The sequence below is a fragment of the Comamonas sp. E6 genome, assembly GCF_001010305.1.
In the GTDB taxonomy this organism is placed as follows: domain Bacteria; phylum Pseudomonadota; class Gammaproteobacteria; order Burkholderiales; family Burkholderiaceae_C; genus Comamonas; species Comamonas thiooxydans.
The window spans coordinates 18,903-41,895 of record NZ_BBXH01000010.1; the positions used below are offsets into that span (position 1 = coordinate 18,903).

The 22,993-nt window shown below is 60.6% G+C and carries 28 protein-coding genes; 19 read left to right on the forward strand and 9 right to left on the reverse strand.

The annotated features are described in order from the left end of the window. Nucleotides 1–426 precede the first annotated feature (426 nt). Nucleotides 427–1,338 carry a DMT family transporter gene (locus tag CSE6_RS09465; RefSeq protein WP_034358902.1) on the forward strand — a complete coding sequence of 304 codons (912 nt, stop codon included), beginning with the start codon at nt 427–429 and terminating at the stop codon, nt 1,336–1,338. A gap of 16 nt (nt 1,339–1,354) precedes the next feature. Here the strand turns inward: CSE6_RS09465 and rraA are convergent, their stop codons facing one another. Further along, complete coding sequence (rraA, locus tag CSE6_RS09470; protein ID WP_059440401.1) at nt 1,355–1,870, reverse strand: ribonuclease E activity regulator RraA; 516 nt, start codon at nt 1,868–1,870, stop codon at nt 1,355–1,357. A 278-nt stretch (nt 1,871–2,148) separates the two neighbouring features. Between rraA and CSE6_RS09475 the strand changes: the two genes are divergently transcribed. Further along, complete coding sequence (locus CSE6_RS09475) at nt 2,149–2,457, forward strand: SWIB/MDM2 domain-containing protein (RefSeq protein ID WP_003053560.1); 309 nt, start codon at nt 2,149–2,151, stop codon at nt 2,455–2,457. 589 nt (nt 2,458–3,046) lie between these two features. Here CSE6_RS09475 and CSE6_RS09480 read toward each other — a convergent pair. Further along, nucleotides 3,047–3,307 (reverse strand): helix-turn-helix domain-containing protein, encoded by a 261-nt coding sequence (locus CSE6_RS09480; protein ID WP_059440402.1) that lies wholly within the window; start codon nt 3,305–3,307, stop codon nt 3,047–3,049. A gap of 105 nt (nt 3,308–3,412) precedes the next feature. Between CSE6_RS09480 and CSE6_RS09485 the strand changes: the two genes are divergently transcribed. Next, on the forward strand, nt 3,413–3,808 hold the full coding sequence (locus CSE6_RS09485) for a helix-turn-helix domain-containing protein (protein ID WP_072248304.1): 396 nt from the start codon (nt 3,413–3,415) through the stop codon (nt 3,806–3,808). Between the two features lie 104 nt (nt 3,809–3,912). Here the strand turns inward: CSE6_RS09485 and CSE6_RS09490 are convergent, their stop codons facing one another. The 5 genes from CSE6_RS09490 to CSE6_RS09510 all read right to left on the reverse strand — a co-directional run bounded on the left by CSE6_RS09490 (nt 3,913) and on the right by CSE6_RS09510 (nt 8,670). Then, nucleotides 3,913–5,316 carry a sulfite reductase subunit alpha gene (locus CSE6_RS09490; protein WP_059440403.1) on the reverse strand — a complete coding sequence of 468 codons (1,404 nt, stop codon included), beginning with the start codon at nt 5,314–5,316 and terminating at the stop codon, nt 3,913–3,915. Continuing rightward, nucleotides 5,313–6,431 (reverse strand): FAD:protein FMN transferase, encoded by a 1,119-nt coding sequence (locus CSE6_RS09495; protein WP_238585672.1) that lies wholly within the window; start codon nt 6,429–6,431, stop codon nt 5,313–5,315. The genes CSE6_RS09490 and CSE6_RS09495 overlap by 4 nt, the downstream gene beginning before the upstream one ends. Nucleotides 6,432–6,518: 87 nt before the next feature. After that, complete coding sequence (locus CSE6_RS09500) at nt 6,519–7,319, reverse strand: DUF4198 domain-containing protein (RefSeq protein WP_003069955.1); 801 nt, start codon at nt 7,317–7,319, stop codon at nt 6,519–6,521. 150 nt (nt 7,320–7,469) lie between these two features. Next, nucleotides 7,470–7,991, reverse strand: coding sequence for a DUF2271 domain-containing protein (locus CSE6_RS09505; RefSeq protein WP_012838986.1), 522 nt, complete (start codon nt 7,989–7,991; stop codon nt 7,470–7,472). A gap of 28 nt (nt 7,992–8,019) precedes the next feature. Beyond that, the gene (locus tag CSE6_RS09510; RefSeq protein WP_034358910.1) at nt 8,020–8,670 is read right to left on the reverse strand and encodes a PepSY-associated TM helix domain-containing protein; all 651 of its coding nucleotides are present in this window, start codon (nt 8,668–8,670) and stop codon (nt 8,020–8,022) included. Between the two features lie 372 nt (nt 8,671–9,042). Here CSE6_RS09510 and CSE6_RS09515 point away from each other — a divergent pair, with 372 nt between their 5' ends. From CSE6_RS09515 to CSE6_RS09560, 10 genes are all read left to right on the forward strand, one after another. Next, nucleotides 9,043–11,295, forward strand: coding sequence for a TonB-dependent siderophore receptor (locus CSE6_RS09515; RefSeq protein WP_052052811.1), 2,253 nt, complete (start codon nt 9,043–9,045; stop codon nt 11,293–11,295). Between the two features lie 20 nt (nt 11,296–11,315). Next, nucleotides 11,316–11,498 (forward strand): hypothetical protein, encoded by a 183-nt coding sequence (locus CSE6_RS26450; protein WP_059440404.1) that lies wholly within the window; start codon nt 11,316–11,318, stop codon nt 11,496–11,498. A 109-nt stretch (nt 11,499–11,607) separates the two neighbouring features. Next, nucleotides 11,608–12,288, forward strand: a complete 681-nt coding sequence (locus CSE6_RS09525) for a Fe2+-dependent dioxygenase (protein WP_034358914.1) — start codon at nt 11,608–11,610, stop codon at nt 12,286–12,288. Nucleotides 12,289–12,412: 124 nt separating this feature from the next. Further along, the gene (locus CSE6_RS09530; RefSeq protein WP_059440405.1) at nt 12,413–13,540 is read left to right on the forward strand and encodes an alpha-hydroxy acid oxidase; all 1,128 of its coding nucleotides are present in this window, start codon (nt 12,413–12,415) and stop codon (nt 13,538–13,540) included. 95 nt (nt 13,541–13,635) lie between these two features. Further along, the gene (locus CSE6_RS09535) at nt 13,636–13,929 is read left to right on the forward strand and encodes a bacterioferritin-associated ferredoxin (RefSeq protein WP_034358951.1); all 294 of its coding nucleotides are present in this window, start codon (nt 13,636–13,638) and stop codon (nt 13,927–13,929) included. A 144-nt stretch (nt 13,930–14,073) separates the two neighbouring features. Further along, nucleotides 14,074–14,802, forward strand: coding sequence for an energy transducer TonB (locus tag CSE6_RS09540; RefSeq protein WP_059440406.1), 729 nt, complete (start codon nt 14,074–14,076; stop codon nt 14,800–14,802). 23 nt (nt 14,803–14,825) lie between these two features. After that, nucleotides 14,826–15,548, forward strand: coding sequence for a MotA/TolQ/ExbB proton channel family protein (locus CSE6_RS09545; protein WP_003069935.1), 723 nt, complete (start codon nt 14,826–14,828; stop codon nt 15,546–15,548). 3 nt (nt 15,549–15,551) lie between these two features. After that, nucleotides 15,552–15,968, forward strand: coding sequence for a biopolymer transporter ExbD (locus tag CSE6_RS09550; RefSeq protein WP_034358920.1), 417 nt, complete (start codon nt 15,552–15,554; stop codon nt 15,966–15,968). Nucleotides 15,969–15,972: 4 nt separating this feature from the next. Continuing rightward, entirely contained in the window at nt 15,973–16,173 is a 201-nt protein-coding gene (locus CSE6_RS09555; protein WP_059440407.1) for a hypothetical protein, read from the forward strand. A 45-nt stretch (nt 16,174–16,218) separates the two neighbouring features. Then, nucleotides 16,219–16,428, forward strand: coding sequence for a hemin uptake protein HemP (locus CSE6_RS09560; protein WP_059440408.1), 210 nt, complete (start codon nt 16,219–16,221; stop codon nt 16,426–16,428). 202 nt (nt 16,429–16,630) lie between these two features. Here CSE6_RS09560 and CSE6_RS09565 read toward each other — a convergent pair whose 3' ends face one another. After that, entirely contained in the window at nt 16,631–17,038 is a 408-nt protein-coding gene (locus CSE6_RS09565; RefSeq protein WP_003053536.1) for a heme-binding protein, read from the reverse strand. A gap of 192 nt (nt 17,039–17,230) precedes the next feature. Between CSE6_RS09565 and CSE6_RS09570 the strand changes: the two genes are divergently transcribed. The 6 genes from CSE6_RS09570 to CSE6_RS09595 all read left to right on the forward strand — a co-directional run bounded on the left by CSE6_RS09570 (nt 17,231) and on the right by CSE6_RS09595 (nt 21,333). After that, complete coding sequence (locus tag CSE6_RS09570) at nt 17,231–17,923, forward strand: Bax inhibitor-1/YccA family protein (RefSeq protein WP_003053535.1); 693 nt, start codon at nt 17,231–17,233, stop codon at nt 17,921–17,923. A 145-nt stretch (nt 17,924–18,068) separates the two neighbouring features. After that, on the forward strand, nt 18,069–18,422 hold the full coding sequence (locus CSE6_RS09575; protein WP_034358922.1) for a hypothetical protein: 354 nt from the start codon (nt 18,069–18,071) through the stop codon (nt 18,420–18,422). Nucleotides 18,423–18,732: 310 nt separating this feature from the next. Next, a complete protein-coding gene (locus CSE6_RS09580) occupies nt 18,733–19,233 on the forward strand; it encodes a DUF2325 domain-containing protein (protein ID WP_034358930.1) in 501 nt (166 codons plus the stop codon). Beyond that, nucleotides 19,230–19,745, forward strand: coding sequence for a hypothetical protein (locus CSE6_RS26055; protein ID WP_193751112.1), 516 nt, complete (start codon nt 19,230–19,232; stop codon nt 19,743–19,745). The genes CSE6_RS09580 and CSE6_RS26055 overlap by 4 nt, the downstream gene beginning before the upstream one ends. Before the next feature lie 31 nt (nt 19,746–19,776). After that, on the forward strand, nt 19,777–20,412 hold the full coding sequence (locus tag CSE6_RS09590; RefSeq protein ID WP_059440409.1) for a superoxide dismutase: 636 nt from the start codon (nt 19,777–19,779) through the stop codon (nt 20,410–20,412). A 3-nt stretch (nt 20,413–20,415) separates the two neighbouring features. Beyond that, nucleotides 20,416–21,333 (forward strand): ZIP family metal transporter, encoded by a 918-nt coding sequence (locus CSE6_RS09595; protein ID WP_034392947.1) that lies wholly within the window; start codon nt 20,416–20,418, stop codon nt 21,331–21,333. A gap of 36 nt (nt 21,334–21,369) precedes the next feature. On the opposite strand, the gene rlmD is transcribed toward CSE6_RS09595, so the two are convergent. Further along, nucleotides 21,370–22,869, reverse strand: coding sequence for a 23S rRNA (uracil(1939)-C(5))-methyltransferase RlmD (rlmD, locus tag CSE6_RS09600; RefSeq protein WP_059440421.1), 1,500 nt, complete (start codon nt 22,867–22,869; stop codon nt 21,370–21,372). Between the last annotated feature and the right edge of the window lie 124 nt (nt 22,870–22,993).

Genomic DNA, 22,993 nt, shown 5'->3' on the forward strand with positions numbered 1-22,993 from the left:
ATAAAAGACTGAAATTTATATTCAATAAAATCAACGGTTTATTTTTATTTTTCACAATAAGAAAACACATTTCTCGTATTGAGAAATTTTGCGGCAGCGCAACATTTCAATTTTTCATAATAAGAAATTGGAATCTTGCTTCATGAAAAATTTACGGAAGCACGGCCTTTGGAGTCCGCATCCTTTGAACGCAGTACGAAAAAAGTCCCGGCGCATGCCTTGATCTGCTCATCCTTGATCTGCTCATTTATCCGGCACGAGACAGGCCAAGCCACTTGAACAAAAACAGGTGACACGACAAAGACATGGCGCCCAAGGCGGCGGGAATCAAAAAAACAACAGTTCCCTCCCCTGGGTCAAATGCATGCAACAGCCCTGCCACACTGCTTTGCATCACCTTCTCTTGTCATTGAAATTCATTTCGCCATGCACACGCCCAGCCGCCCCATCGCCTATCTCTGCCTGGCACTCAGCATGTCTTTGGTAGGAAGCTATGTGGCCTTGTCCAAGCCTCTGGCTGCCATCTTTCCGGTCATGCTGCTGGCTTGGCTGCGCTTTGGCATCGGTGCCGTGGCCATGCTGGGCTGGCTCAGGCCACCAGCGCACGAGACAACTCTGACCAGACAGACCAAGTGGCTGTTGTTTTTTGAGTCCTTCTTCGGCAATTTCCTTTTCACGCTCTGCATGATCAGCGGCGTGGCCTTGACCAGCGCGGTCACGGCGGGCGTGACCATGGCCGCAATTCCTGCCGCAGTCGCCATCATGAGCTGGCTTTTTCTGCGCGAAGCCGTTGGCGCGCGCACATGGACAGCCATTGCTTTCGCAGTGGCCGGCATAGGGCTGAATGCCTTGAGCAAGACCGAAAGCAGCAGCCTTGCCGCGCATCCCCAGCAAGGCCTGGGCCAGTTGCTGCTGATTGCCGCCGTGCTGTGCGAGGCCGCATATGCCGTGATCGGCAAAAAGCTCACCGCCAGCGTAAGCCCCAAACGCATTACGGCGCTGATCAATCTCTGGGGGTTTGTGCTTTCCACACCCGCCGGACTCTATCTGGCCTGGCAGTTTGATTTTTCCCGGGTTTCGGTGCCCGCATGGGGTCTGTTGCTGTTTTACGCCCTGGCCGCCTGCGTCTGGACGGTGTGGCTGTGGATGACGGGATTGCGCGCCGTGCCCGCATCGCGGGCCGGCATTTTTACCGTGCTGCTGCCCATCAGCGCCGCTGTAGTGGGCATGCTGGCCCTGGGCGAGCGCGTCGGCAGCATGCAATTGCTGGCCTTCGGCATTGCCCTGACCAGCGTGGTGATCGCAACCTGGCCCGGTTCATTGCAGATCAGGCGCTAGGCGCCGTCGATTCCAATCAGGAAAGCAGATTGCGGCGGCTCAGCACAATGCCGTCGGAGTCGGCATACAGCCAGTCGCCCGGGCGAATCCACAGGCCGGCGATCTGCACATAGACATCGCGCAGTCCCTGGCCTTGCTTGACGGTAGGCATGGGGTTGAGCGCCAGCGCATACAGACCCACGGGGGTGGACTTCAGCTCGGCCACGTCGCGCACGCAGCCATAGACAAGCACCCCGGCCCAGCCGTTCTGGGCCGCCGATGTCGCCACATTCCCCCCCACCAAAGCCCGGCGTAGCGAGCCGCCGCCATCGACCACCAGCACACGACCACCTCCCGGCTCGGCCAGCGCCGCTCGCACCAGGCTGTTGTCGTCCAGACACTGCACGGTGCTGACCTCCCCCATAAAGCCGACATTCCCGCCATAGCTGTGGAACACGGGCGGCAGCACACGAAAGTCGCTGCTGTCATCGCTGATATGCGCATCGCACAAATCGCAGGTGCTGAAGCCAAGAGAAACCGAGGAATCGCTCATGAAAATCTCCACAGAACCAAGTCTCCCGCATCTTGCCCTGAGCACCTGACATAGCACAAGCACCAGCGGACACACACAGAGAGCAACTTTTTCACAACACTCTCGAGGAAAAACCCGTGAAAACGGACACTAAAGGGCCTGAGAGCAACAAATCGAGGCAAAAAAACAGCCCACTAGCTTGGAAGAGCGATTTTTTGCCATTAGCATCAGACTCAGCCAGTGGATTGCAGCTGTATTTCGCTGGTGATAAGTCCACTACCCAATTAGGAATAAGCAATATGGCAACTGCAAAGAAGGCACCCGCTGCAGCACCGGCAGCAGCTCCCGCCGCTAAGAAGCGCACTCCCAACGCTGCCTTCATGAAACCCCTGACCCCCAGCGCCGCTCTGGCTGCCGTGGTTGGCAAGGATCCCCTGCCCCGTACTGAAATCATCAGCAAGCTGTGGGTCTACATCAAGGCCAACAACCTGCAAGACGCTGCCAACAAGCGCATGATCAACGCCGACGCCAAGCTCAAGGAAGTCTTCGGCAAGCCCCAAGTCTCCATGTTCGAGATGGCCGGCCTGATCGGCAAGCACGTCAAGTAAGCACTGCGCTTGCGCTGACCACAAAAAAGCTGGCCCGAGCCAGCTTTTTGTATTTCTGAGGCAAGTGTCGCGTACAGGCCGACGCGACTGGGGCGGCTTTACCGCAGCAATGCATGCGTGCATGCCCCGGTCTCGACGCCGACGGAATCACGGCCGCGAACGCTGGTCAGGACGGAACCGGCCGGCAGGTCTTTCCGACAACCGCGCGGCCCACCGATTGGCGCGGCCCTCACGAAGCTGACCCCGGGCTATCTCCGCCATCGTGCCCCGCCATGCTTGCACCCTGAACCGCACATTCCTGCAAGACTGCAGCTGCCGGGCAGCCAGGACATGGGCTCCACAGGCATGGAGACGCGTGCGCACGTTCGGGTCTCGGTGCGGCGAACGCCTCCCCGGCAGCCCCGGCCATGGGAGGTGCACAAGCTTGAGCGCTGTCCCTCAGTAACCGTCCAAAGCCGTCACGACGCCGGCAATGCCCATGAGACATCCGCAGAGGAGACCGGCCAAGAAAATCAGTGCTGCAATTCCAAAGCTCATTGAACGCCTCTCCTGCCGCGCAGGGCCGTGTGATTGCGGCACGCCGTGCGACTCATGGAGCCTCCCTTGCGATACGCGCGCCCGCTCCTTCTGGGCGTGTGCTGTGCAGTGCATGGCGCTCGTTGACAGACGGCCAGAGCATGTCGACGGGCATGCCTGTGATTTCTGCAATGCGCTGTCGAATGCGGGCCGATACCGCACGACCGCTGATGACTTGCGACACGCTGCTGTTGGCCACGCGCATTTCGGACGCCAATGCCGTGGGGGAAATGCCTTTCATGCGCAGCGCCGCTTTGATTTGCTCGGGATGCATCTGGTAGCCTTTCGCCTAATTATTTAGGTTAAAGCACGTCGTCGTGCTTTTGGCGAATTATGGGAAAGATTTCTTTCCCATGCAATACACCTTGGACAAATTTTTATGACCCTAGGGGAACGGCTGCGCGAAGAAAGAAACCGGCTGGGCATGAGCCAGCCAGCCTTCGCTGCACTTGCTGGCACTACGAAGCAAACTCTTTTTTCCTGGGAATCCGGCAAGACAGCGCCGGATGGCTTTCAGATGACCGCGCTGAGCGCACACGGAGTGGACCTGTTGTATGTGCTGGCAGGACACCGCACACCGGCAGTTCACCCTGCAGAGGCTTTGTCAGACGATGAACTCCGCCTCCTTCACGGGTATCGCAGGTGCAATGCGGATGGAAGGCAGCACCTCATACGATCCGCAGAACTGCTGTCTGCGGCACATGCCATGTCCGCCGAAGACCGCAAGCAGGCCCTCCAGGATCGGCCACATCGACCGGGTGAAGACGCCCTCTGATCCGTCCTGCCCGATGTCCGAGCGGTGCGGCACCTATAGGATGCGGTGCAGTCCTGCTCCAAGACGGTGACAGGGCCTGCTGCCATCCCCCCGCCTGGACGTGCTCAGTACACATCGCGTCGGTAGCGGCCCGAGCCCAACAGCTCGGTCACCTTGGCCTCGCCCAGAATGGCCTGCAGCGTCAGATGCACGCCTTGACCCATGCCGTTCAGGCTGCCGCAAACATAGATGGCCGCACCACGCTCCACCCATTGCCGGACTTCCTCTGCATGACTGCGCAACAAATCCTGCACATAGCGCGAATCCTTGCCGTTGCGCGACCAGGCCTGATCCAGCCGTGCCAGTCGGCCTTGCCTGAGCCATGCGCCCAGTTGATCGGCAAATAGCGCGTCATGTTGTGGACTGCGCTCTCCGAACAACAGCCATTGATCACTTAGCTCTTGCTGCACACGCGCCTTGATATGGCTGAGAAGGCCCGCCAGGCCCGAGCCATTGCCGATCAGAATCAGCGGCCGCCCGGCGTTGTCACCGAGCCTGAAGCCGCGGTGCTCGCGCAAGGTCAACGGCAGCACATCTCCCTCGGCCATGCCACAGCACAACCAGTGCGACGCAAGGCCTGGCGAACCATCGGCACGCGTGCTCTCTCGCACCAGCAGTTGCAGGCTGCCGTCGGCCGTGATCGAGGCGATCGAGTAGTCGCGCGCGCGCTCAGGGTCGGCAGGCACGCACAGAGACACCAGATCGCCCGACTCCCAGCGCGGCAGCTCGCCGGACTGCGGCGTCCACTCCAGCAGGTATAGCGCCCCGCCCTGGCTGCCGGGATTGAGCAAACGCCGCCGACTGAGCACAAAAGGCATGCTGACCGGCGCCTGCAACCAGTCCGAGTCCAGTTTCTGAGCGGGCGCAGACTCGCCCAGCAAGTCCTGTCGCATCTGAGCGACCTGGGTCTGCCAGCTCTGCAAGCTCGAGGCATCCATATTGTCCACGCAGACCAGATCGCTGCGCGCGCCGCTGGTCTGCAACCACTCATGCACTTTCACACCAAACGCACAGAACTCCTGATATTCACGATCACCCAGCGCCAGCACCAGGCTTTGGTGCTGGATCAGCGCAGGCTGCGTGGCCATGAGCTGCTGCACAAAGCCCAGCGCATGGTCGGGCGCATCGCCCTCGCCTGTAGTGGATAGCAGCCACAGGCTGTGCTCAAATTGCTGCAGCAGCACGGCCGTCAGTTTTTCCACGGGCAGCAGACGCACCTGCAGACCGCCGTCGACCAGCATCTTGCCCGTGGCGCGTGCCAGCGCCTCGGCCTGCCCCGTCTGGCTGGCATAGGCGACCAGGACGGCAGGCGCAGCGGCATCGCCCTGCGAGGCATTGCTCTCGGCCTCATCGGCCAGGCGCTGCTTGCGTACCTTGGTGCCAATACCCCAGCACATGCCTGCGTAGGCGGCTACCAAACCCATAGCCCCATAAATGCGCTCGGGCGTCAAAATCCATTCCACTGTCATGCCTCAAATTGGTTGATCCAGGCCGGTGTCTTGAGCACCTGTCTGCAGGCCTCATTGCCACCGGAGGCGAGATGCGATGTGAGCACAGCCGCAATCTCATGTTGGCGGGCAAAGTCCATGCCTTGCTGCGGACCCAGCACCGTGAGCACGGTGGCCAGCGCATCGGCGTGCATGCATTCCTCATGGAACACGGTCACGCTGGCCAGATCATGCGTCACCGGCCAGCCCGTGCGCGGATCCAGCGTGTGCGAATAGCGCCTGCCAGCCTGCGTGAACTGATGCCAGAAATCGCCCGAGGTGGCAAATGCACCCTCCCTGCAGGCCACGACCAGCGACTCGGCCTCGACAGAACCGCCCGTGCCCAGTTGCACCTGCCAGGGCCGCCCATCAGGGCGCGCCCCCCAGCTGCGCAGCTCACCGCCGATTTCGAACATGCCCGCAGCCCAGCCAGCCGCCTGCAGCTTTTGCACCGCCCAATCCACGGCAAAGCCCTTGGCAATGCCGCAAAAATCCAGCTCCAGACCACCGCTCTGCTGCAACTGCCGGGTCTGTGCATTCCAGCGCAGATGGCCATGGCCGCTGGTCTTCAGCAAGCGCTCGATCTCCTCGCCGGCCGGTGCCTGCCCTGAATGCGGCTGCAGCGGGTTCTGACGCGGCCCGAACCCCCATAGCGAAACCAGCGCTCCCATGCCGGGGTCTATCGCCGCGCCTGAAAGCCTTGCCCAATGCAAGGCCGCTTCCAGAACATGTGCGAACTCCGCCGGCACTACATGCGTTTCACCGGGTCTTGAACGATTGAACCGGGTGATCAGCGAATCCGCCTCCCAGTTGCTCATCTGGGCAATGACATCCTCAAACACCTGCTCCAGCAGGGCCTGCACCGGCTCCGTGGGCAGGTAATCAGGATTGACCAGGCGCAGCGACCAGTGCGTGCCCATGGTCTGGCCGGACAGGCGGTGAATGCGCCCGTCCTGCTGGTGCTGCAGACTTGCAGGTCTCCAGCGCTGCACGCCAAAGTCCAGCGCCGGCGTCCGGGGACGAGCCTGACTCTGTGCCGCCGACGAGGGCAGTTGCCAGAGACTGGCATCAAAGCGTACGCGGGGGGGGGTGGGCATGGGCATCCAGACAAAGACGAAAACAGCAGCGAAAACAACGACGCGCCCGTAGCGGGCGCGCGTATTCAGTCCATCAAGCGCCAACGCTTAAGGCAGGACTTCCAGAGTCGCGATATAGCCCAGGCGGCGCTCCGTTGCCTTGGCAATGCTGGTCTTCTTGTCCGTGGCATCGGCATTCAGCCAGAACAGACCTGCACGGGGGAACTTGATCTTGACCTGACCCTTGGCATCGGTCTTGAGCTTCATGGCGTCCACACCGTCGCGATAGCGAATACCGTCGGCCACCAGCTCCAGCTCCAGATCCGCAGCGGGCTTGCCGTCAAGATGGAATTCGAAAGTCGCCTCTTCGCTGGCCACCAGGTCATTGGGGTGGGTCACGGGCTTGAGCTCCAGACCCTTGCCGGTCAGCGCCAGCGCCGAAGGCTTGCCCAGAGACACAAAGGTTTCCATGCGGCGCAGATTCTCGGTCACGCGCACTTCCTTGGCATCGGCAGGAATCTGCTTGAGCACTTCCTCCACCGAACCGCGCAGGCGCTTGGGCTGGCCGTTGGCATCCTTGTAGCCGCCCATCACGCCGGTCATCAGCATGGTGACGCGGTAGGTACCGGTCTTTTCTGGCTTGAAGTCGAACATGCTGCGCAACTCGCCCTTGGCGACATTCTTCATTTCCACGGCCGCGCCATCGGGTGCGGTCACCTTGACGGCTTCCAGACCCAGCGGACGGTGGTTGAAGAAGAACACATCGTTGGACACGGCCGCATCCACCGTCACCCAGTCGGACTTGGACAGCACGGTGCTGGAAGGCTTGAACCACAGATCATGTGCCTGGGCGCCCAGGGCAGCCAGAGCCAGAGTTGCAGCGACGATGGCACGAGTTTGGAACTTCATATCAGGTCCTTGAAAACAGAAAGGGTGACAAATCCGAAAATGAGGCGAGGCCCAAGCCAGGAACACCAAGCAAGAGCCGCCTCGCAGCGAAGGTGTTGTCCCCCTCCGCGAAGCAGAGAGGGGGAAGGCGCGCAGCGCCTCAGGGGGTGATCAAGGCTTCAATTCCAGCTTGATCGCGCCCAGCTCGGTACTGCCATTGGCGCTCAGGCTGGTGGCCTGCTTGACGGGCCACTCGAAGGGAATGGACACCAGTTCGCGGCCACCGACTTCACGCGCGGCTTCCACCATCAGCTTGTACTGGCCGGGAGCCAGTTGGGGCAGCGGGTTCTTGCCTTCCGCAAAAGACAGCGCATGGGTGCCCACGGGCTTGGTCGGCTGGGTCACACCATCGATGGGAAAGCTCAGCTCGCGGCCGGTACGACGCCACCACTGGCGCATGTCCTTGAGCCACTTGGTGCCCTCGGCATTCTTCATCTTCACGTCATACCAGACGGACAGATTGGCAGCCACACCGCCGTCGGCCTTTTCCAGCCACACGGCGACATAGGGCTTGTGGTATTCGGCCACCTGCAACTGGGGCACGGTCACAGCCACATTCATGCCGCCCGCGATTGCCGGCAGGCCCACCACGGCGCTCAGCGCCACCGTGGTCTTGAAAATCCGCTTCGCCATTTTTTCTTCCTTCACAAAATTCTTGGGCTCAATGCACGAGCAGCAACACCAGCAAGGCGGGCAGCACCAGACCCAGGCCCACCATGGGCCAGGTCATGGGGCGGCGCTGCGCATGCATCTTCAGGATCAGCAGACCCGTGATGCAGAACACCAGGCAGCCAATCGCAAAGACGTCTATGAACAGGCTCCAGGCTCCGCCCGTATTGCGCCCCTTGTGCAAGTCGTTGAGGTAGGAGATCCAGCCCCGGTCGGTCTTCTCGTACTCGACCGAGCCCTCCTTCAGGTCCACACGCAGCCAGGCATCGCCACCCGGGCGCGGCATGGGCACATAGGCCTCGTCTTCGCTCCACTCCACGGCAAAATCCTTGGCACTGACCTTGATCTGCTGAGCCAGCCAGCCATCCACCTCGGCAGGCAAGCCCACGGCATTCTTGTCCGCCGCTTCCACGCCCTGCTTCTGGGCTTGTTGCAGTTTTTCGAGCAGATCCGGGGGCAGTTGCGCATCACGCGATTCGACCTTGGGCTTGGACTCGATCTGCCCGGCGTGATTCAAGGTGAATCCCGTCACGGCAAACAGCAGCATGCCGATCAGGCAGATGGCGGAGCTGATCCAGTGCCACTCATGTAATTTTTTGAGCCAGTACGCCCGCTGCGGGGCGTTGGAGGAAGCCGCGGTCATTCAGAACTTTCTGGGATTGCGTTGCCGCCGGGCCGGGCCGAGCCGACCTTTGGGACATAGCGCCACAAGGCCAGTCCTTGCTTGCGCAGCAAGGCGGCATTCTAGTTGCGCAAATTCTAAATGCATCTCACTTTTATTTACTTTACTTGACGTAAACAAAGCGCCCTCGCGCCCAGGGCTTTTGCCAGCTCAGCAAACCCGTGGCTCGACCGATTCCGGCGATCCGCTGCACGCCCTCCACTCAACAATCTGTTGCCTCACTGCAACAAAACGTAGATTGCCGATACTCATTATTGAATGGTATCGAGAATTATTATCAATATCACCTAGAATCCGCACGCTTTTTCAAAAAATCGACTCTTCATCAAAAGCATGTCCAACAACCATCTGACCCCGACCGACTCCAACGGCTTGCGCTGCGAGCTCAAGCAAATCGTGATTGCCGCAGGCCTGTGCCTGATTGGCGCCAGCGCGATGGCTCAGCAGGAAACCACCTTGTCCACCGTGAATGTGGAAGCCGCTGCCGAGTCCAGCTTCAAGACCGAAGCCAGCCCTCAAGGCAAGTTCACCGCTCCCCTGCTGGACACACCCAAGACCGTTCAGGTCATCAATGAAGAGATCATCAAGCAGACCGGCGCCACCAGCCTGCAAGACGCTCTGCGCTCCACCCCCGGCATCACCTTCGGCAACGGCGAAGGCGGCAACCCCACCGGCGACCAGCCTTTCATTCGCGGCATGGATGCCCAATCCAGCACCTTTGTGGACGGCATGCGTGACATCGCCTCCGGCACCCGCGAACTGTTCAACGTCGAAGCCGTGGAAGTCATCAAGGGCGCCGACTCGGCCTATGCCGGTCGTGGCGGCGCTGGTGGCTCCATCAATATCTCCACCAAGAAGGCCAAGAACGAGAACTTCATCTCCGGCGACGTGGGCCTGGGCACCGACAACTATCTGCGCGGCACGCTGGACATCAACCGCAAGATCAACGAGACCACCGGCATTCGCCTGAACGCCATGGGCCACAGTGCCGACGTTCCCGGCCGCAACGGTCCTGACAACAAGCGCTGGGGCATTGCCCCCACCGTGACTTTCGGCATGGGCACAGCCACCGAAGTGACCCTGTCCTGGCAGCATCTGCAGACCGACAATACCCCCGACGGCGGCGTGCCTTATCTGTACAGCAATGCCGCCATGGCCACCCTGCCCGGCGGCAGCACCGTGCGTCCCACCTATGGCAACGACCGTGCCAACTGGTACGGCCTGCACAACCGTGATTTCGAGAAGGAAAAGAGCGATCTGTTCACTGCTTCGGTCACGCACAAGTTCACTGACACCAACAAGATCCGCAACAGCCTGCGCTATAGCAAGACCAAGCAGGACTACGTCTGGACCCAGCCCGACGACTCCAAGGGCAATGCCATAAATGGCTATGTCTGGCGCCGCGGCAACTACCGCGTCTATGACACCACCACACTGCAGAACGTGACCGAATTTACCGGCAAGGAACAGACCGGCTCCATCGGCCACAGCTATGCCTTCGGTCTGGAACTGTCCAAGGAAAAGGCTGACGGCAGCTCGGGCGCCATCCAGAGTGGTGGCACCTGCACAGGCGTTTCCGATCCTTGGTGCACCACTTTGAGCAACCCCAGCGGCGCCAATGCCCCCTGGAACTTTGCCTGGTCACTGCCTGCGCAATCCACCGTCAACAAAATCGACACCATTGCCGTCTACGGCTTTGATACTCTGAAGCTCAACGAGCAATGGCTGGTGAATGCCGGTCTGCGCGTGGACCACTACAAGCTCAACGCCTCCGGCCCTGCCGGCGGCCGTGGCGCCAGCGCCTACCCGGCGTATGACCTGAGCCGTAGCGATACGATGTTCAACTACCAGCTGGGTGTGGTCTACAAGCCTGCATCCAATGGCAGCATCTACGCCAACATCGGTACCTCTTCTCGCCCCGGTGGCTCGACTCTGGGCAACGGCAGCGAGGACCTGACCACAACCACCGATGCGCTGATCAGCCTGAAGCCGGAAAAGACCAAGTCCATCGAACTGGGCACCAAGTGGGACCTGCTGGACAAGAAGCTGAACCTGACTGCCGCAGTCTTCCGCAATGAAGTGACCAATGTGCGCATCAGCGATGCAACCGGCACGTACATGGGCGGCAACAAGGAAGTCAATGGCATCGAACTGGGCTTTACCGGCCAGATCCTGTCCAATCTGAGCGTGTTCGGCGGCTATACCTTTATGGATAGCGAGTTCAAGAACATGGGCAAGGACGATGTTCGCAATGGCCTGCCCTTCTACAACACGCCCAAGCACAGCTTCAGCCTGTGGACCAGCTACAAGCCCATGGCCAAGCTGACCTTGGGTCTGGGTATCTATGCTCAGAGCGACGTTGCTGCCAGCTACATTCAAGGCAAGGGGGGCATCGTGACCAAGGGTGCTTCCGGCTATGCCCGTTATGACGCGATGATGGCCTACCAGATCGACAAGAACCTGAGCTTCCAGCTGAACGTCTACAACCTGGGCAACAAGGTGTACTACACCGGCGTGCGCTCGCCTCATTACGCCAATATGGGCGCCGGCCGCTCGGCCGTGGCTTCGCTCAAGTTCACGTACTAATTCATGTACTGACAGGAGCAATGACAGTCCTGCCTGCGCTTGATCTGGCGCAGCCTGGCTGCAAACCATGCCTCAAAGCCCCGCAGGCTCCTGATGCCAGCGGGGCTTTTTACATGCACACTTGGCGGATCAAGCGCATTGTCGCTGGCTCGCAAAGCCTGATCTTCGCCATCAAAACCATAGCTGATAGTGCCTTTCCATAAATGTTTTCAACCCAATAAATCATTGAAAGCTATAGACATCAAGCGCTACCAGCTATGGTTAATGATGTAACCCGGATCATCAACAAATAGATATCGCCTCACTCCCGCCATGTTGCTACGCATCCCCTGCCTGCTCACCCCCGATGAAGTACGCCACTGCCGTCAGGCGCTGGAAGCCGCCAGCTGGCAGGACGGAAAGACCACGGCCGGCCACGTGGCCGCTCAGGTCAAGAGCAATCTGCAGCTGCCGCTGGACAGCAAGACCGGCCAGCAGATAGGCGATCTGATCCTGGACCGGCTGGGCCGCAACCCGCTGTTCATGTCGGCAGCCCTGCCGCTCAAGGTCCTGCCGCCGCGCTTCAATCGCTATGAGGGTGGAGGCACTTATGGCAACCATATCGACAACGCCTTCTTCACCATTCCGGGCACGGCCATCAAGGTCAGAACCGATGTCTCCACCACGGTGTTCTTCAGCGATCCCGACGAATACGAAGGCGGCGAGCTGATGGTGGAAGACACTTTCGGCCAGCAAAGCGTGAAGCTCGCGGCCGGCGATGCCATCGTCTACCCCGGCACCAGCTTGCACCGCGTCAACCCCGTGACGCGCGGCACGCGCTATGCCTCGTTCTTCTGGACGCACAGCCTGGTCAAGTCGGCGGAGCAGCGCCGTCTGCTGTTTGATCTGGACCAGAGCATTCAGCAACTCACGCAAGAGCAGCCCGAGCATCCGCGCATCGCCGCCCTCTCGGGTACTTATCACAATCTCTTGCGCATGTGGTCTGAAAGCTAGCTTCCTGGGAGACGACAGCCTGCGCTGCTGGGTAGCCCTCGCCGGCTGTCTCCCCCCCCCTACACTGCGCCTGCTTTGCTGCCTCGCCCCCATCCAACCGGCTTGATTTATGACTGTTGAACCTTTGAATGCCGCTGGCCAGCCCGTCAAACCGCCACTGACGCAGATTTCCGCGCAGATAGGCTCCCTGGCGGACTACGCCCGGCTGGCCCGCGAGCATATGGAGGCTCAGGCCTGGGCCCACCTGGAAAGCGGTGCGGACCAGGGTCTGACTCTGGCCCACAACCGCCAGGCCTTCGACCGCATCCGTCTCTGTCCTGAGCCGCTGGCCGATCTGTCGGCCGCGCATACGCGGCAAAGCCTGCTGGGCCAGAGTCTGGACTGGCCGCTGCTGCTGGCACCAGTTGCCTATCAACAGCTGGCGCATCCCGAAGGCGAGCTCGCCACGGCGCGCGCGGCCATGGCCATGCGCACCGGCATGGTGGTCAGCACTCTATCCAGTTGCACGCTCGAAGAAATCGCCCAGGCCGCGCAAGCTGCAGCGCAGGAACTGGGGCGCAGCGGCCCGCTGTGGTTCCAGCTCTACCAGCAGCCAACGCGCGAGCACACGCTGCAGCTGATTCGCCGCGCCGAAGATGCCGGTTATCAGGCCCTGGTCTGGACGGTGGACGCCCATATCAAGCGCTCCAGCTACCCGCTGCCGCCAGGCGTGGAGGCCGTCAATCTGCGTGGCATGCCCCAGCAACGGCAGACCGGCGATCTGATGAGCGAGCACATTCTGTTCGGCAGCGAGTTGGCCCGAGGCGCGCCCACCTGGGACGACCTGGTCTGGCTGCGTCAGCAAACCCGGTTGCCGCTGATCATCAAAGGTCTGCTCTCGGCCCGCGCCGCCGCGCAAGCCGTGGAACTGGGGGCCGATGCCATCGTGGTCTCCAACCATGGCGGGCGAGTGCTGGACACCGCCGTCTCCCCCCTCGAAGTGCTGCCTGCCATTCGCGCGGCCACGCCTGTCCATATTCCGCTGCTGATGGATGGCGGCGTGCGCCAGGGCACCGATGTGCTCAAGGCCATCGCCCTGGGTGCCAGTGCCGTACTGCTGGGCCGGCCGCAAATGCATGCCCTGGCGGTGGCCGGCATGCTGGGGGTGGCACATATGCTGTATCTATTGCGCGCCGAGCTGGAGCTGGCCATGGCCCAGACCGGCTGCGCCAGCCTCGATCAGATCGGGCCTCGGCTTTTAACCACTTGCTGATTGTGCGTAATTTGGCGGCATGCATTGCAAATGCGATGGATTCTCATTTATACTCCGCCTATTACATCAATAGCCAGCAACAACTGCCTGTAGCCATGATCGTCTGTGTATGCCGCCGGGTTTCTGACCGAGAAATAGCACGCCACGCGCATGCGGGGATGAGCTTTGACGAAATCCAGTTTGAATTGGGTGTTGCCACACAATGCGGGCGCTGCGAAGGCTGCGCACGTGATGTCGTCGCCCAGTGCAGTGCAAGCCATCCGATCGCGGCCATCCACAACGAAGCGCAATCCTGCGCATCGGTGCAGACGGTTCAGCTTGCCACCAATATTCTGGAAAGCAAAGCATGGCCCACCTCTCCGTCCTCTCAGCCGTCTTTGGCAGTCTGATTCTCGTGATGGTATGCACCTGGTGGATCCTGCGTGAATGATGCGATCCTGTCTGCGTGCCCTGCTTCCTGTGCCTGCTATTGCCGGTTGACCAGCGCTTTTCCATTCTGATCCCAGCCTGCGCTGGTTGCTCTTCTCGTTCTTATGTCCCAGTCTGATCGATTTGCACCTGCCAGCGGCCCGAGCCGCAATATGGCAGTTGCTGGTGCTGTGGTTGTCGTGCACGCTGCCGCCCTGTGGGCCATGCAGCATGGCCTGGCACAGCAAAAGCCGCCAGAGATAGTGATTCCCGCCAGCGTGATTGCCCAGTTTGTGGCACCGCCGGCTGCCGAACCTGCCCCGCCGGCCCCTCCCTCTCCACCCAAGCCTCCGGCGCCAGCGCCCAAGCCCGAGACCAAACCGCAGCCCAAGCCCGAGGTCAAGAAGGCTCCGCTGCCCAAGGCCATCAAGGACCCGACACAGGCACCGGCTGCACCTCAGGGGGCATTGGAAGACAGCGACAGCAAACCGGACAAGACACCGCCGGCACCACCCGCGCCCCCGGCACCTCCGGCTCCGCCTGCGCCTCCCGCACCACCAGCTCCGCCCAAGATCGAGCAGCCATCAAGTAATGCTGCCTATCTGAACAACCCAGCTCCCGCTTATCCTTCGGTCAGCAAGCGCATGGGTGAACAAGGCAAGGTGCTGCTGCGCGTCTATATCAACGAGCAGGGCCAGCCCGAGAAAATCGAAATCAAGCAGTCCAGCGGGTTTGACCGCCTGGATGACGCCGCCGTCAACACCGTGCGCCAGTGGAAGTTTGTCCCCGGCAAGCGCAACGGCGTGGCCGAACCCATGTGGCACATCGTGCCCATCAACTTTGTTCTCAAATAAATCTGCAGTTCTCAGGAGTACCCATGGAATCCCAATTCGGCATTGCCCACGTCTGGACACAGGGCGACTTCGTGACCAAAGGCGTGGCCATCATCTTGCTGGTCATGTCGGTGGCCTCTTGGCTGGTCATCATTCTCAAGGCGCTGGATATTGTGAAATTCAAGAAATTCGCCACCCAGGCGCAGGACTTCTGGCACAGCCCCGATCTGGCCACCGGCCTGGAAAAGCTGGGTGACGACAAGCAGAACCCCTTCCGCTTCATGGTGCTCGAAGGCCGTGAAGCCTCCGCCCACCACCGCAAGACCAGCGTCCACCTGCATGACACGCTGGACATCAGCGACTGGGTGACCCGCTGCCTGCGCAACGGCATCAACGAATTCACGGCCCGCCTGCAATCCGGCCTGGCCATTCTGGCCTCCGTGGGCTCGACCGCCCCCTTCATCGGCCTGTTCGGCACCGTCTGGGGCATCTACCACGCTCTGGTGGCCATCGGCATGTCCGGCCAGTCATCCATCGACAAGGTGGCCGGCCCCATCGGCGAAGCGCTGATCATGACCGCCCTGGGCCTGGCCGTCGCCATCCCCGCCGTGCTGGGCTATAACGCTCTGGTACGTGGCAACAAGGGCATTTTGAACGCCCTCAACAGCTTCGCCCACGACGTGCACGCCTACTTCGTGACCGGCGCCCGCGTTTCCGTGGACGGCCAGGTCTCTGGCAATGTGCTGCCCCTGAAGAAAGGCGCCTAAGCCATGTCATTCGGAACCATGGACGATGGGGACAGCGATGATGTGATGAACGAGATCAATATGACGCCTCTGGTGGACGTCATGCTGGTTCTGCTCATCATCTTCATCATCACCGTGCCCGTGATGAAACACTCGGTCAACGTGGACCTGCCCCGCGCCACCAACCAGCCCGAGGACACCAAGCCTGCCACCGTGCAGCTGGGCATCACGGCCGATGGTAAATACTCCTGGAACGGCCAGGAAATCAGTGACGAGCAACTGGAGACCAATCTTCAGACCGAGGCCGTCAAGGAGCCGCAGCCCGACCTGCATATCCGCGGCGACAAGGAAGTGCGCTACGAGCGCGTGGCCCAGGCCATGGCCGCCGCCCAGCGCGCTGGCGTCAAGAAAATAGGCTTTGTGACCGACCCATCCAAATAAGCCCATGCTTGCAAAAAACGGCCCTCAGGGGCCGTTTTTTTTATTGTGGAACCTGCATCAAAACAGCATTCAAGCCGCCCGGCACAGGCACAAACTGCTGATGGACCGCAGGCAAAAGTCCTCAGATGCGGCTGGACAGATCTCACTTGAAAATAAATCGCATTTTTTTGCGAATGAGATTAAGTATCACTTGCTTTTCAATTGAGAATTGTTATCATTACACCAGTTTTTGATCTTAAGGAATCACGGCATGTCTGCACCGCTTGTTGCGACCTCACAGCCCAACAACCGTAGCACCCCCTCCATGGCTGCTGCAACCCCCTCAGCCGCTGCCGGCTCCAGCTTGGGTCTGGACAGCGCCCTGCTGCTCAACGGTCAGAAAGCCGTCACCATCTTGCACAACGGCACGCCCTATCGCCTGCAGGCCACCAAGCTGGGCAAGCTCATTCTGACCAAATAAACCGTTTCATCGTGGGGCGACACCGCAAGTGTCGATTCGCCAGCCATAGTCGTTGTAGAGCACCTGCCCTCTCTTGTGCTCACACTTCACATAGCCACGCGTTTTTTCCTCATTCGCAACCCGCCAAAACAAAACCCCTGCGCGCATCAGCGGCAGGGGTTTTGTTTTGGACTCTGCCACCGCAGCGGCAGAAATCAAGCCATTACAGGCCCAGGGCTGCGATGCCGGCCTTGGCAACCTGTGCGTCTTCGTTGGCCTTCACACCCGAGACACCCACAGCGCCCAGCACCTGACCGTCCTTGACGATGGCCACGCCGCCTTCGAGCAGGCCGTCCACAAACGGAGCGCTCAGGAAAGCGGTACGGCCATTGTTGATCATGTCTTCAAAAGCCTTGGTGTCCTTGCGGCCCACGGCTGCAGAGCGAGCCTTGGCGGGGGCGATATGCGAAGAGATGGGAGCAGCACCATCCATACGCTGCAACAGCAGCAGATGGCCGCCGTCGTCCACGATGGAGATCGTCACGGGCCAGTTGTTCTTCAGTGCTTCAGCTTCGGCAGCCGCAGCGATGGCTTTCACATCGGCCAGTTCGAGTTCGTGCTTGGTCTTCATGAGATAAAAAGCTCCGTTGGATTGTCAATGCAGCAAGCATATTCTGTACTTTGCAGGCAAAAGTAGATGCGATGTGAAAAACATTCCATCCTAAAACTGCCGCATTGCAACGGGGTATTGCAAAGGCTTCTCAAGACCCCCACCTAGAATGACAATGTTTCAACCCACAATTCCTGAAGGAGGAATGGCTACATGAACGAACAAGTCACCACACTGGGCTCTGCGGGCTACGGTGTCTCGCAGCAAGAGCGCAACCGTGTCTTGCGCAATACCTACTGGCTGCTGGCACTCAGCCTGATCCCCACCGTGCTGGGCGCTTGGCTGGGCGTAGCCACTGGCATGACTCGCGCGCTGACGGGCGGCGTGGGCCTGATCGTGTTCATGGTCGGCGCCTTCGGCTTCATGTTCGCGATCGAAAAGACCAAGCACAGCGCCGCTGGCGTGCCCGTGCTGCTGGCCTTCACCTTCTTCATGGGCCTGATGCTATCGCGCCTGATCGGCATGATTCTGGGCTTCTCCAACGGCACCCAACTGATCATGACGGCCTTTGCCGGTACCGCTGGCGTGTTCTTCGTGATGGCCATGCTGGCCACCGTGATCAAGCGCGACCTGTCGGGTATGGGCAAGTTCCTGTTCGTGGGTGCTCTGGTGCTGATGGTAGGCGCCATCATCAATGTCTTCGTGGGTTCCACGGCAGGCATGATGGCCATCTCCATGCTGGCCATCGGCATCTTCTCCGCCTACATGCTGTATGACCTCAAGCAGATCATCGACGGCGGCGAGACCAACTACATCAGCGCCACCCTGGCCCTGTATCTGGACCTGTTCAACGTGTTCCAGAGCCTGCTGGCCCTGCTGGGTATTATGGGCGGCGACCGCGACTAAACCTCGCCACCACCCAAGCAAAAAGGAGTGCCTTGCGCACTCCTTTTTGTTTCCGGTAACCTTGACGTCAAGCGCGGTCATCGCATTGATGGATATTTCAGTCATGGCCTAAATTTCCGACTGCCGCTGCCGATAAGCAGACAAGATGAAGCCAAACCACCTTCCCCGCGCACTTGCCATTGCCCTGCTGCCTCTGGTACTGGCAGGCTGCAAGATTGAAGACATTCCGGGCCTGGGTCCAGACCCACGCACCGTGGCGCGCGAGTCCGAAGCCAAGGCCATTGGCGGTGCCTGTAGGCATGCCATGCGCGGGCTGGAGGATTGCTACGTCCTCAACCCCAAGGCGCCCAAGGCGCTTGTGTTTGCGGGCTGGAAGGACATGGATGAATACATGCGCTCCAACAAGATCGAAGGCGTACCTTCCGTACTGGGTCAGAGCTCAGCCGAAAAGCGCAGCACTGCGGAGCCAGAAAACAGCCCCAGTCGCAACCGCAGCTGAAGTCGCTTGTGCCAGGCCCGGATTATGAGTTCCGGGCCAGTGCCAGCCAACGCCCGCACAGGCCGTAGCAACACTGCTACGGCCTTTTTCATGCTCGACATCTCTCACGCCAAGCTTTTCGGATGTCATATTTCTTTTACGGACTTTGAATACAAACAATTCTCATTTATATTCATTGACTATTGATTCCATTCTTAGCCGCACATACGCGCATCCCAGCGACAAGTTCTGTTGTGCTCTCAACCATGGGGACAAGACTGCCGTGCCAGATGATGACTTCAACCAAATACGCCTTGAGCATGAGGCCCTCATGCTGACCTATACGGAAGTGCAGACCCGCTGCACGGCACAGATGCAGTCGCTGGCACGGGAAGTCGAAGCACTCCAGCAGCAGCTCGTACAGCTCAGGGCCAAGGTCATTGTCCGCGACAGCGCTCTTGCCTGGGAGCGTGAGCAGCGCCACGCCCTGGCCCAGGCGATGGCACTGGATCTGCTGCGGGAAACACCTCAACCCACAGCTGAACAGACAGTGTCCGGCATCGACTGGCCTTTGGTTGAGGATACCGACACCCAGGCCTTGTCCGAGCAGCAGCTACTGGAAGACAGTCTGCACGCCGCCGACCTGGTGATTTGCCAGACAGGTTGCATCAGCGATGGAGCCTACTGGCGCGTGAAGGATCACTGCAAGCGCACCGGCAAGACCTGCTTGCTGGTGGATCAGCCGACCGCCTTGCGGGTGGTTCGCATTCACCCATCGGGAGAGAACGGAAAGGTCGTTGCTGCCCAAGCCTGCATCGAGGGTGCTCCATGAGCCACGGCACAGGAAAAACCTGGGCTGCAGATTTGCTGTCCGCATGGAAGCGGCACACCCGCACGGCGCTGGCCGCAACGCTGGAGCATCGCCATCTCTCAGCACTTGGACACTACCGACATGTACAACAGCTTGGCTTGCAGTTGCTGGTCGCGGAGTCCGGCGATATTGCCGACGATGACCGTATCGCCGCTTATGTCGTTGCTCACCTGAATCTGGCAGATGCTCTCTTCGAAGCGGACCGGGCAGGAGCTGCATTTGAATGCCTGCATGAGGCACAGCAAGCCCTGATGCCATTTCTGCAGCAGGACTCCACCAGCCGGTCCCTGAGTCTAGCGATATACCGTCATTTACCGCAGCTCCTGGCCGCGCAGGCTGAGCACGCGGCAGCACGGCCCCATACCTCCTCCGGTGCCGGCACCCCAGCACCCGCCCATCTTGTCGTTCACCCCGCCAGCAACAGGCACTCTCGCCTTGCCAGCTTCGAGTTCGTGCATGCATCACTGCACTGACTCCCTTCTCTCACTGCCAAGGCTTTTACTCATGAGCTACACCCTGCCCCCACTGGCCTACGACTACGCGGCGCTGGAGCCGCATATCGATGCGCAAACCATGGAGATTCACTACTCCAGGCATCACCAGACCTATGTCAACAACCTCAACACGGCGCTCGAAGGCAGCGAATACGCGCAATGGCCGCTGGACGATCTGCTCGTCAAGATCGAATCGCTGCCTCAGCCGCTTCGCCAGGCCGTGCGCAACAATGGCGGCGGCCATGCCAATCACAGCTTGTTCTGGCAAGTCATGTCTCCCAAAGGGGGCGGCCTGCCGCAGGGCGCTCTTGCGACAGCCATTGACAGGGACCTGGGCGGCTTCGAGAACTTCAAGACCGAGTTCACCAAGGCCGCCATCAGTCGCTTCGGCAGCGGCTGGGCCTGGCTCAGCGTGGACCGCAGCGGCAAGCTGCATGTGGAGAGCAGCGCCAATCAGGACAGCCCTCTGATGCCTGGCATTGGCAGCGGCAACACACCAATCCTGACCCTGGATGTCTGGGAACACGCCTATTACCTGAAATACCAGAATCGCCGTCCCGAATACATCGCTGCTTTCTACAACGTGGTGGACTGGAACGAAGTGGCACGCCGCTTCGCTGCCGCCACCCAGGCTGTCAGGAGCTGAACCATGGGCCCGGACGGACTGCAGAGCGCATCTTCAAGCCAATCGCCCCTGCCGCTCAGAACCCGGCTCGGGCTGCTGATCTCCGCAGCTGGGGCTCTGGTGCTTGCATCCATGGTCTGGAAGCAGCTGCAGAGCAATCCCGCAGCACTGAATGCACTGCTGGGCGGCAGCGTGGCGGCGCTGGCAACGGCGCTGGGCGCTTTGCCTGTGCTGCTGACCCAACATCCATCGGAGCGCACGCAGGACACTCTATTCGGCTTTGGCGCAGGCGTCATGCTGGCTGCCTGCGCCTTTTCATTGATTCTGCCCGGACTGGAAGCCGCCAGGGCGGCCACCCCGAGCGGGAGCAGCGAATGGCTGGGCGGCGCCATGATCGGCATCGCCATTTTGCTCGGCGGTGCCGCTCTGCTGGCCATGGACCGTCTGCTGCCGCACGAGCACTTCATCAAAGGCCGCGAAGGCAACCATGCCCGCCAGTTGCGACGCACCTGGCTGTTTGTGATTGCCATCACCCTTCACAACCTGCCCGAAGGTCTGGCCATCGGCGTGGGCTATGCCGCCAACGAGGGTCTGCGCGCCAGCTCGCTGACGCTGGGCATTGCCATACAGGACGTGCCCGAGGGTTTTGTCGTCGCAGCCTCTTTGCTGGCTGCCGGCTATACCCGAGGCTTTGCGGTAGTGCTGGGCGCACTGACAGGGTTGATCGAGCCTCTGGGCGCCGTGATCGGCGCCATCGTGGTCAGCAGCTCCACCATGCTGCTGCCCTGGGGCCTGGGCTTTGCAGCCGGTGCCATGCTGTTTGTCATCAGCCACGAGATCATTCCGGAATCCCACCGCAAGGGCCATGAAGCCTGGGCCACCACGGGACTCATGCTGGGCTTTGTGCTGATGATGATTCTGGATACGTCCCTTGGCGGCTGAACTGCGCCGCGCAGGCGCAGTTCAGGTCATGCTCGCTTATGCGCGCTCGAAAACGGCCATGGATTCCACATGCGCCGTATGCGGGAACATGTTCACCACACCTGCTGCCACGCAGCGATAGCCGGCCTGGTGCACCAGCAAGCCTGCATCACGCGCCAGCGTGGCCGGGTTGCAGCTCACATAGACAATGCGCTTGGGGAACTGCCAGCTTTCCTGCCCCTCGGGCAGCGGAGGCAGCAAATCGGGCTGCTGTTCGCTGGCCACACCGGTCTGCTTGGCACCGATGCGGATCTGGTGAATATCGGCCAGTGCCTTGGACAGGGCAAACGCCCCTTCACGCGGAGGATCGACCAGCCACTTGTCGGAGTTGCCGTCGGCAATCAGCATGGCAGGCGTCATCTCGAACAGATTGCGCGCCACGAAGCTGGTGGGAGCCAGCTTGTCGTCTTCGCTGCGAGTGGCATTGTTGCCCGCGTAGTTCTCGTGCGAGCGCTTGACCAGGGTTTCCGAGCCTTCGATGCCCAGCACCTCGCGCGCCATGGTGGCAATGGGCAGCGTGAAGTTGCCAAGACCGCAGAACCAGTCGATGACGCGTTCGTCCTTTTTCGCATCCAGCAGACGCAGCGAGCGCGTGACCAGCACACGGTTGATATGCGGATTGACCTGGGTGAAGTCGGTGGGCTTGAACGGCATGGTGATGCCGAAGTCCGGCAGACCATAGGACAGCTGTGTGCCGCCTTCTTCCATCAGGTGCACAGTATCCGGCCCCTTGGGCTGCAGCCACCACTGGACGTTCTGCTCGGCAGCAAAGTCGCGCAGGCGCTGCTTGTCGGCATCCGACAGAGGCTCCAGATGACGCAGCACCAGGGCAGTGACATGGTCACCGCAAGCCACTTCGATCTGAGGACAGGTTTCGCGCGCATCCATGCTGGCGATCAGTGCGCGCATGGGCATGAGCATGGCGTCCACATGGGGCGGCAAAATCTTGCAGACCTCCATGTCGGCGATGTAGCGGCTCTTGCGCTCGTGGAAGCCCACCAGCACCTTGCCCTTCTTGGCCACATAGCGCACCGACAGGCGCGAGCGAAAGCGATAGCCCCAGGCCGGGCCTTCGATGGGGCGCAGCAGCGTCTCAGGCTTGACCTTGGCCAGATGCCAGAGGTTGTCCTCCAGTACACGCTGCTTGATGGCGACCTGGGCCGCCACATGCAGATGCTGCATCTTGCAGCCACCGCAGGCGCCGGCATGCAGCCCGAAATTAGGGCAGCCGGGCGTCACGCGTTGCGAGGATTCGCGGTGGATTTCAGTCAGCGTGGCCGCTTCCCAGTTGTTCTTCTTGCGATGGGTGTTGGCGCTGACGATTTCACCGGTCAGGGCGCCGTCGATGAAGACCACCTTGCCGTCGGGCTTGCGGGCTACGCCCTGGGCATCCATGTCCATGGACAGCACTTCCAGCCAGCCCTCGGGCAGCGCCGGGGCATCAGACGGGACTTCGGGCAGGTTTTCGGGAATTTTGTTGTCGCGGGATTCACTCATGGTGCCCGATTGTCTCAGGCCACCCCATACCCGAGAGCCGACCACGGCAAAAAACTGCATGGGCGCCCATATCAAGCGCCCAGCCGATAGGCCTTCTGCAAGGCAAAATCAAGCCCCAATGTGC

Coding starts and splice junctions, on each gene's coding strand:
- CSE6_RS09545 (WP_003069935.1), top strand. CDS start 14,826: ATGGAATCCCAATTCGGCATTGCCCACGTCTGGACACAGGGCGACTTC.
- CSE6_RS09575 (WP_034358922.1), top strand. CDS start 18,069: ATGAAGCCAAACCACCTTCCCCGCGCACTTGCCATTGCCCTGCTGCCT.
- CSE6_RS09550 (WP_034358920.1), top strand. CDS start 15,552: ATGTCATTCGGAACCATGGACGATGGGGACAGCGATGATGTGATGAAC.
- CSE6_RS09570 (WP_003053535.1), top strand. CDS start 17,231: ATGAACGAACAAGTCACCACACTGGGCTCTGCGGGCTACGGTGTCTCG.
- CSE6_RS09540 (WP_059440406.1), top strand. CDS start 14,074: ATGTCCCAGTCTGATCGATTTGCACCTGCCAGCGGCCCGAGCCGCAAT.
- CSE6_RS09495 (WP_238585672.1), bottom strand. CDS start 6,431: ATGCCCACCCCCCCCCGCGTACGCTTTGATGCCAGTCTCTGGCAACTG.
- CSE6_RS09490 (WP_059440403.1), bottom strand. CDS start 5,316: ATGACAGTGGAATGGATTTTGACGCCCGAGCGCATTTATGGGGCTATG.
- CSE6_RS09505 (WP_012838986.1), bottom strand. CDS start 7,991: ATGGCGAAGCGGATTTTCAAGACCACGGTGGCGCTGAGCGCCGTGGTG.
- CSE6_RS26450 (WP_059440404.1), top strand. CDS start 11,316: ATGACAGTCCTGCCTGCGCTTGATCTGGCGCAGCCTGGCTGCAAACCA.
- CSE6_RS09500 (WP_003069955.1), bottom strand. CDS start 7,319: ATGAAGTTCCAAACTCGTGCCATCGTCGCTGCAACTCTGGCTCTGGCT.
- CSE6_RS09535 (WP_034358951.1), top strand. CDS start 13,636: ATGATCGTCTGTGTATGCCGCCGGGTTTCTGACCGAGAAATAGCACGC.
- rlmD (WP_059440421.1), bottom strand. CDS start 22,869: ATGAGTGAATCCCGCGACAACAAAATTCCCGAAAACCTGCCCGAAGTC.
- CSE6_RS09590 (WP_059440409.1), top strand. CDS start 19,777: ATGAGCTACACCCTGCCCCCACTGGCCTACGACTACGCGGCGCTGGAG.
- CSE6_RS26055 (WP_193751112.1), top strand. CDS start 19,230: ATGAGCCACGGCACAGGAAAAACCTGGGCTGCAGATTTGCTGTCCGCA.
- CSE6_RS09560 (WP_059440408.1), top strand. CDS start 16,219: ATGTCTGCACCGCTTGTTGCGACCTCACAGCCCAACAACCGTAGCACC.
- CSE6_RS09525 (WP_034358914.1), top strand. CDS start 11,608: ATGTTGCTACGCATCCCCTGCCTGCTCACCCCCGATGAAGTACGCCAC.
- CSE6_RS09480 (WP_059440402.1), bottom strand. CDS start 3,307: ATGCATCCCGAGCAAATCAAAGCGGCGCTGCGCATGAAAGGCATTTCC.
- CSE6_RS09565 (WP_003053536.1), bottom strand. CDS start 17,038: ATGAAGACCAAGCACGAACTCGAACTGGCCGATGTGAAAGCCATCGCT.
- CSE6_RS09465 (WP_034358902.1), top strand. CDS start 427: ATGCACACGCCCAGCCGCCCCATCGCCTATCTCTGCCTGGCACTCAGC.
- CSE6_RS09485 (WP_072248304.1), top strand. CDS start 3,413: ATGACCCTAGGGGAACGGCTGCGCGAAGAAAGAAACCGGCTGGGCATG.
- rraA (WP_059440401.1), bottom strand. CDS start 1,870: ATGAGCGATTCCTCGGTTTCTCTTGGCTTCAGCACCTGCGATTTGTGC.
- CSE6_RS09510 (WP_034358910.1), bottom strand. CDS start 8,670: ATGACCGCGGCTTCCTCCAACGCCCCGCAGCGGGCGTACTGGCTCAAA.
- CSE6_RS09515 (WP_052052811.1), top strand. CDS start 9,043: ATGTCCAACAACCATCTGACCCCGACCGACTCCAACGGCTTGCGCTGC.
- CSE6_RS09555 (WP_059440407.1), top strand. CDS start 15,973: ATGCTTGCAAAAAACGGCCCTCAGGGGCCGTTTTTTTTATTGTGGAAC.
- CSE6_RS09595 (WP_034392947.1), top strand. CDS start 20,416: ATGGGCCCGGACGGACTGCAGAGCGCATCTTCAAGCCAATCGCCCCTG.
- CSE6_RS09475 (WP_003053560.1), top strand. CDS start 2,149: ATGGCAACTGCAAAGAAGGCACCCGCTGCAGCACCGGCAGCAGCTCCC.
- CSE6_RS09580 (WP_034358930.1), top strand. CDS start 18,733: ATGCTGACCTATACGGAAGTGCAGACCCGCTGCACGGCACAGATGCAG.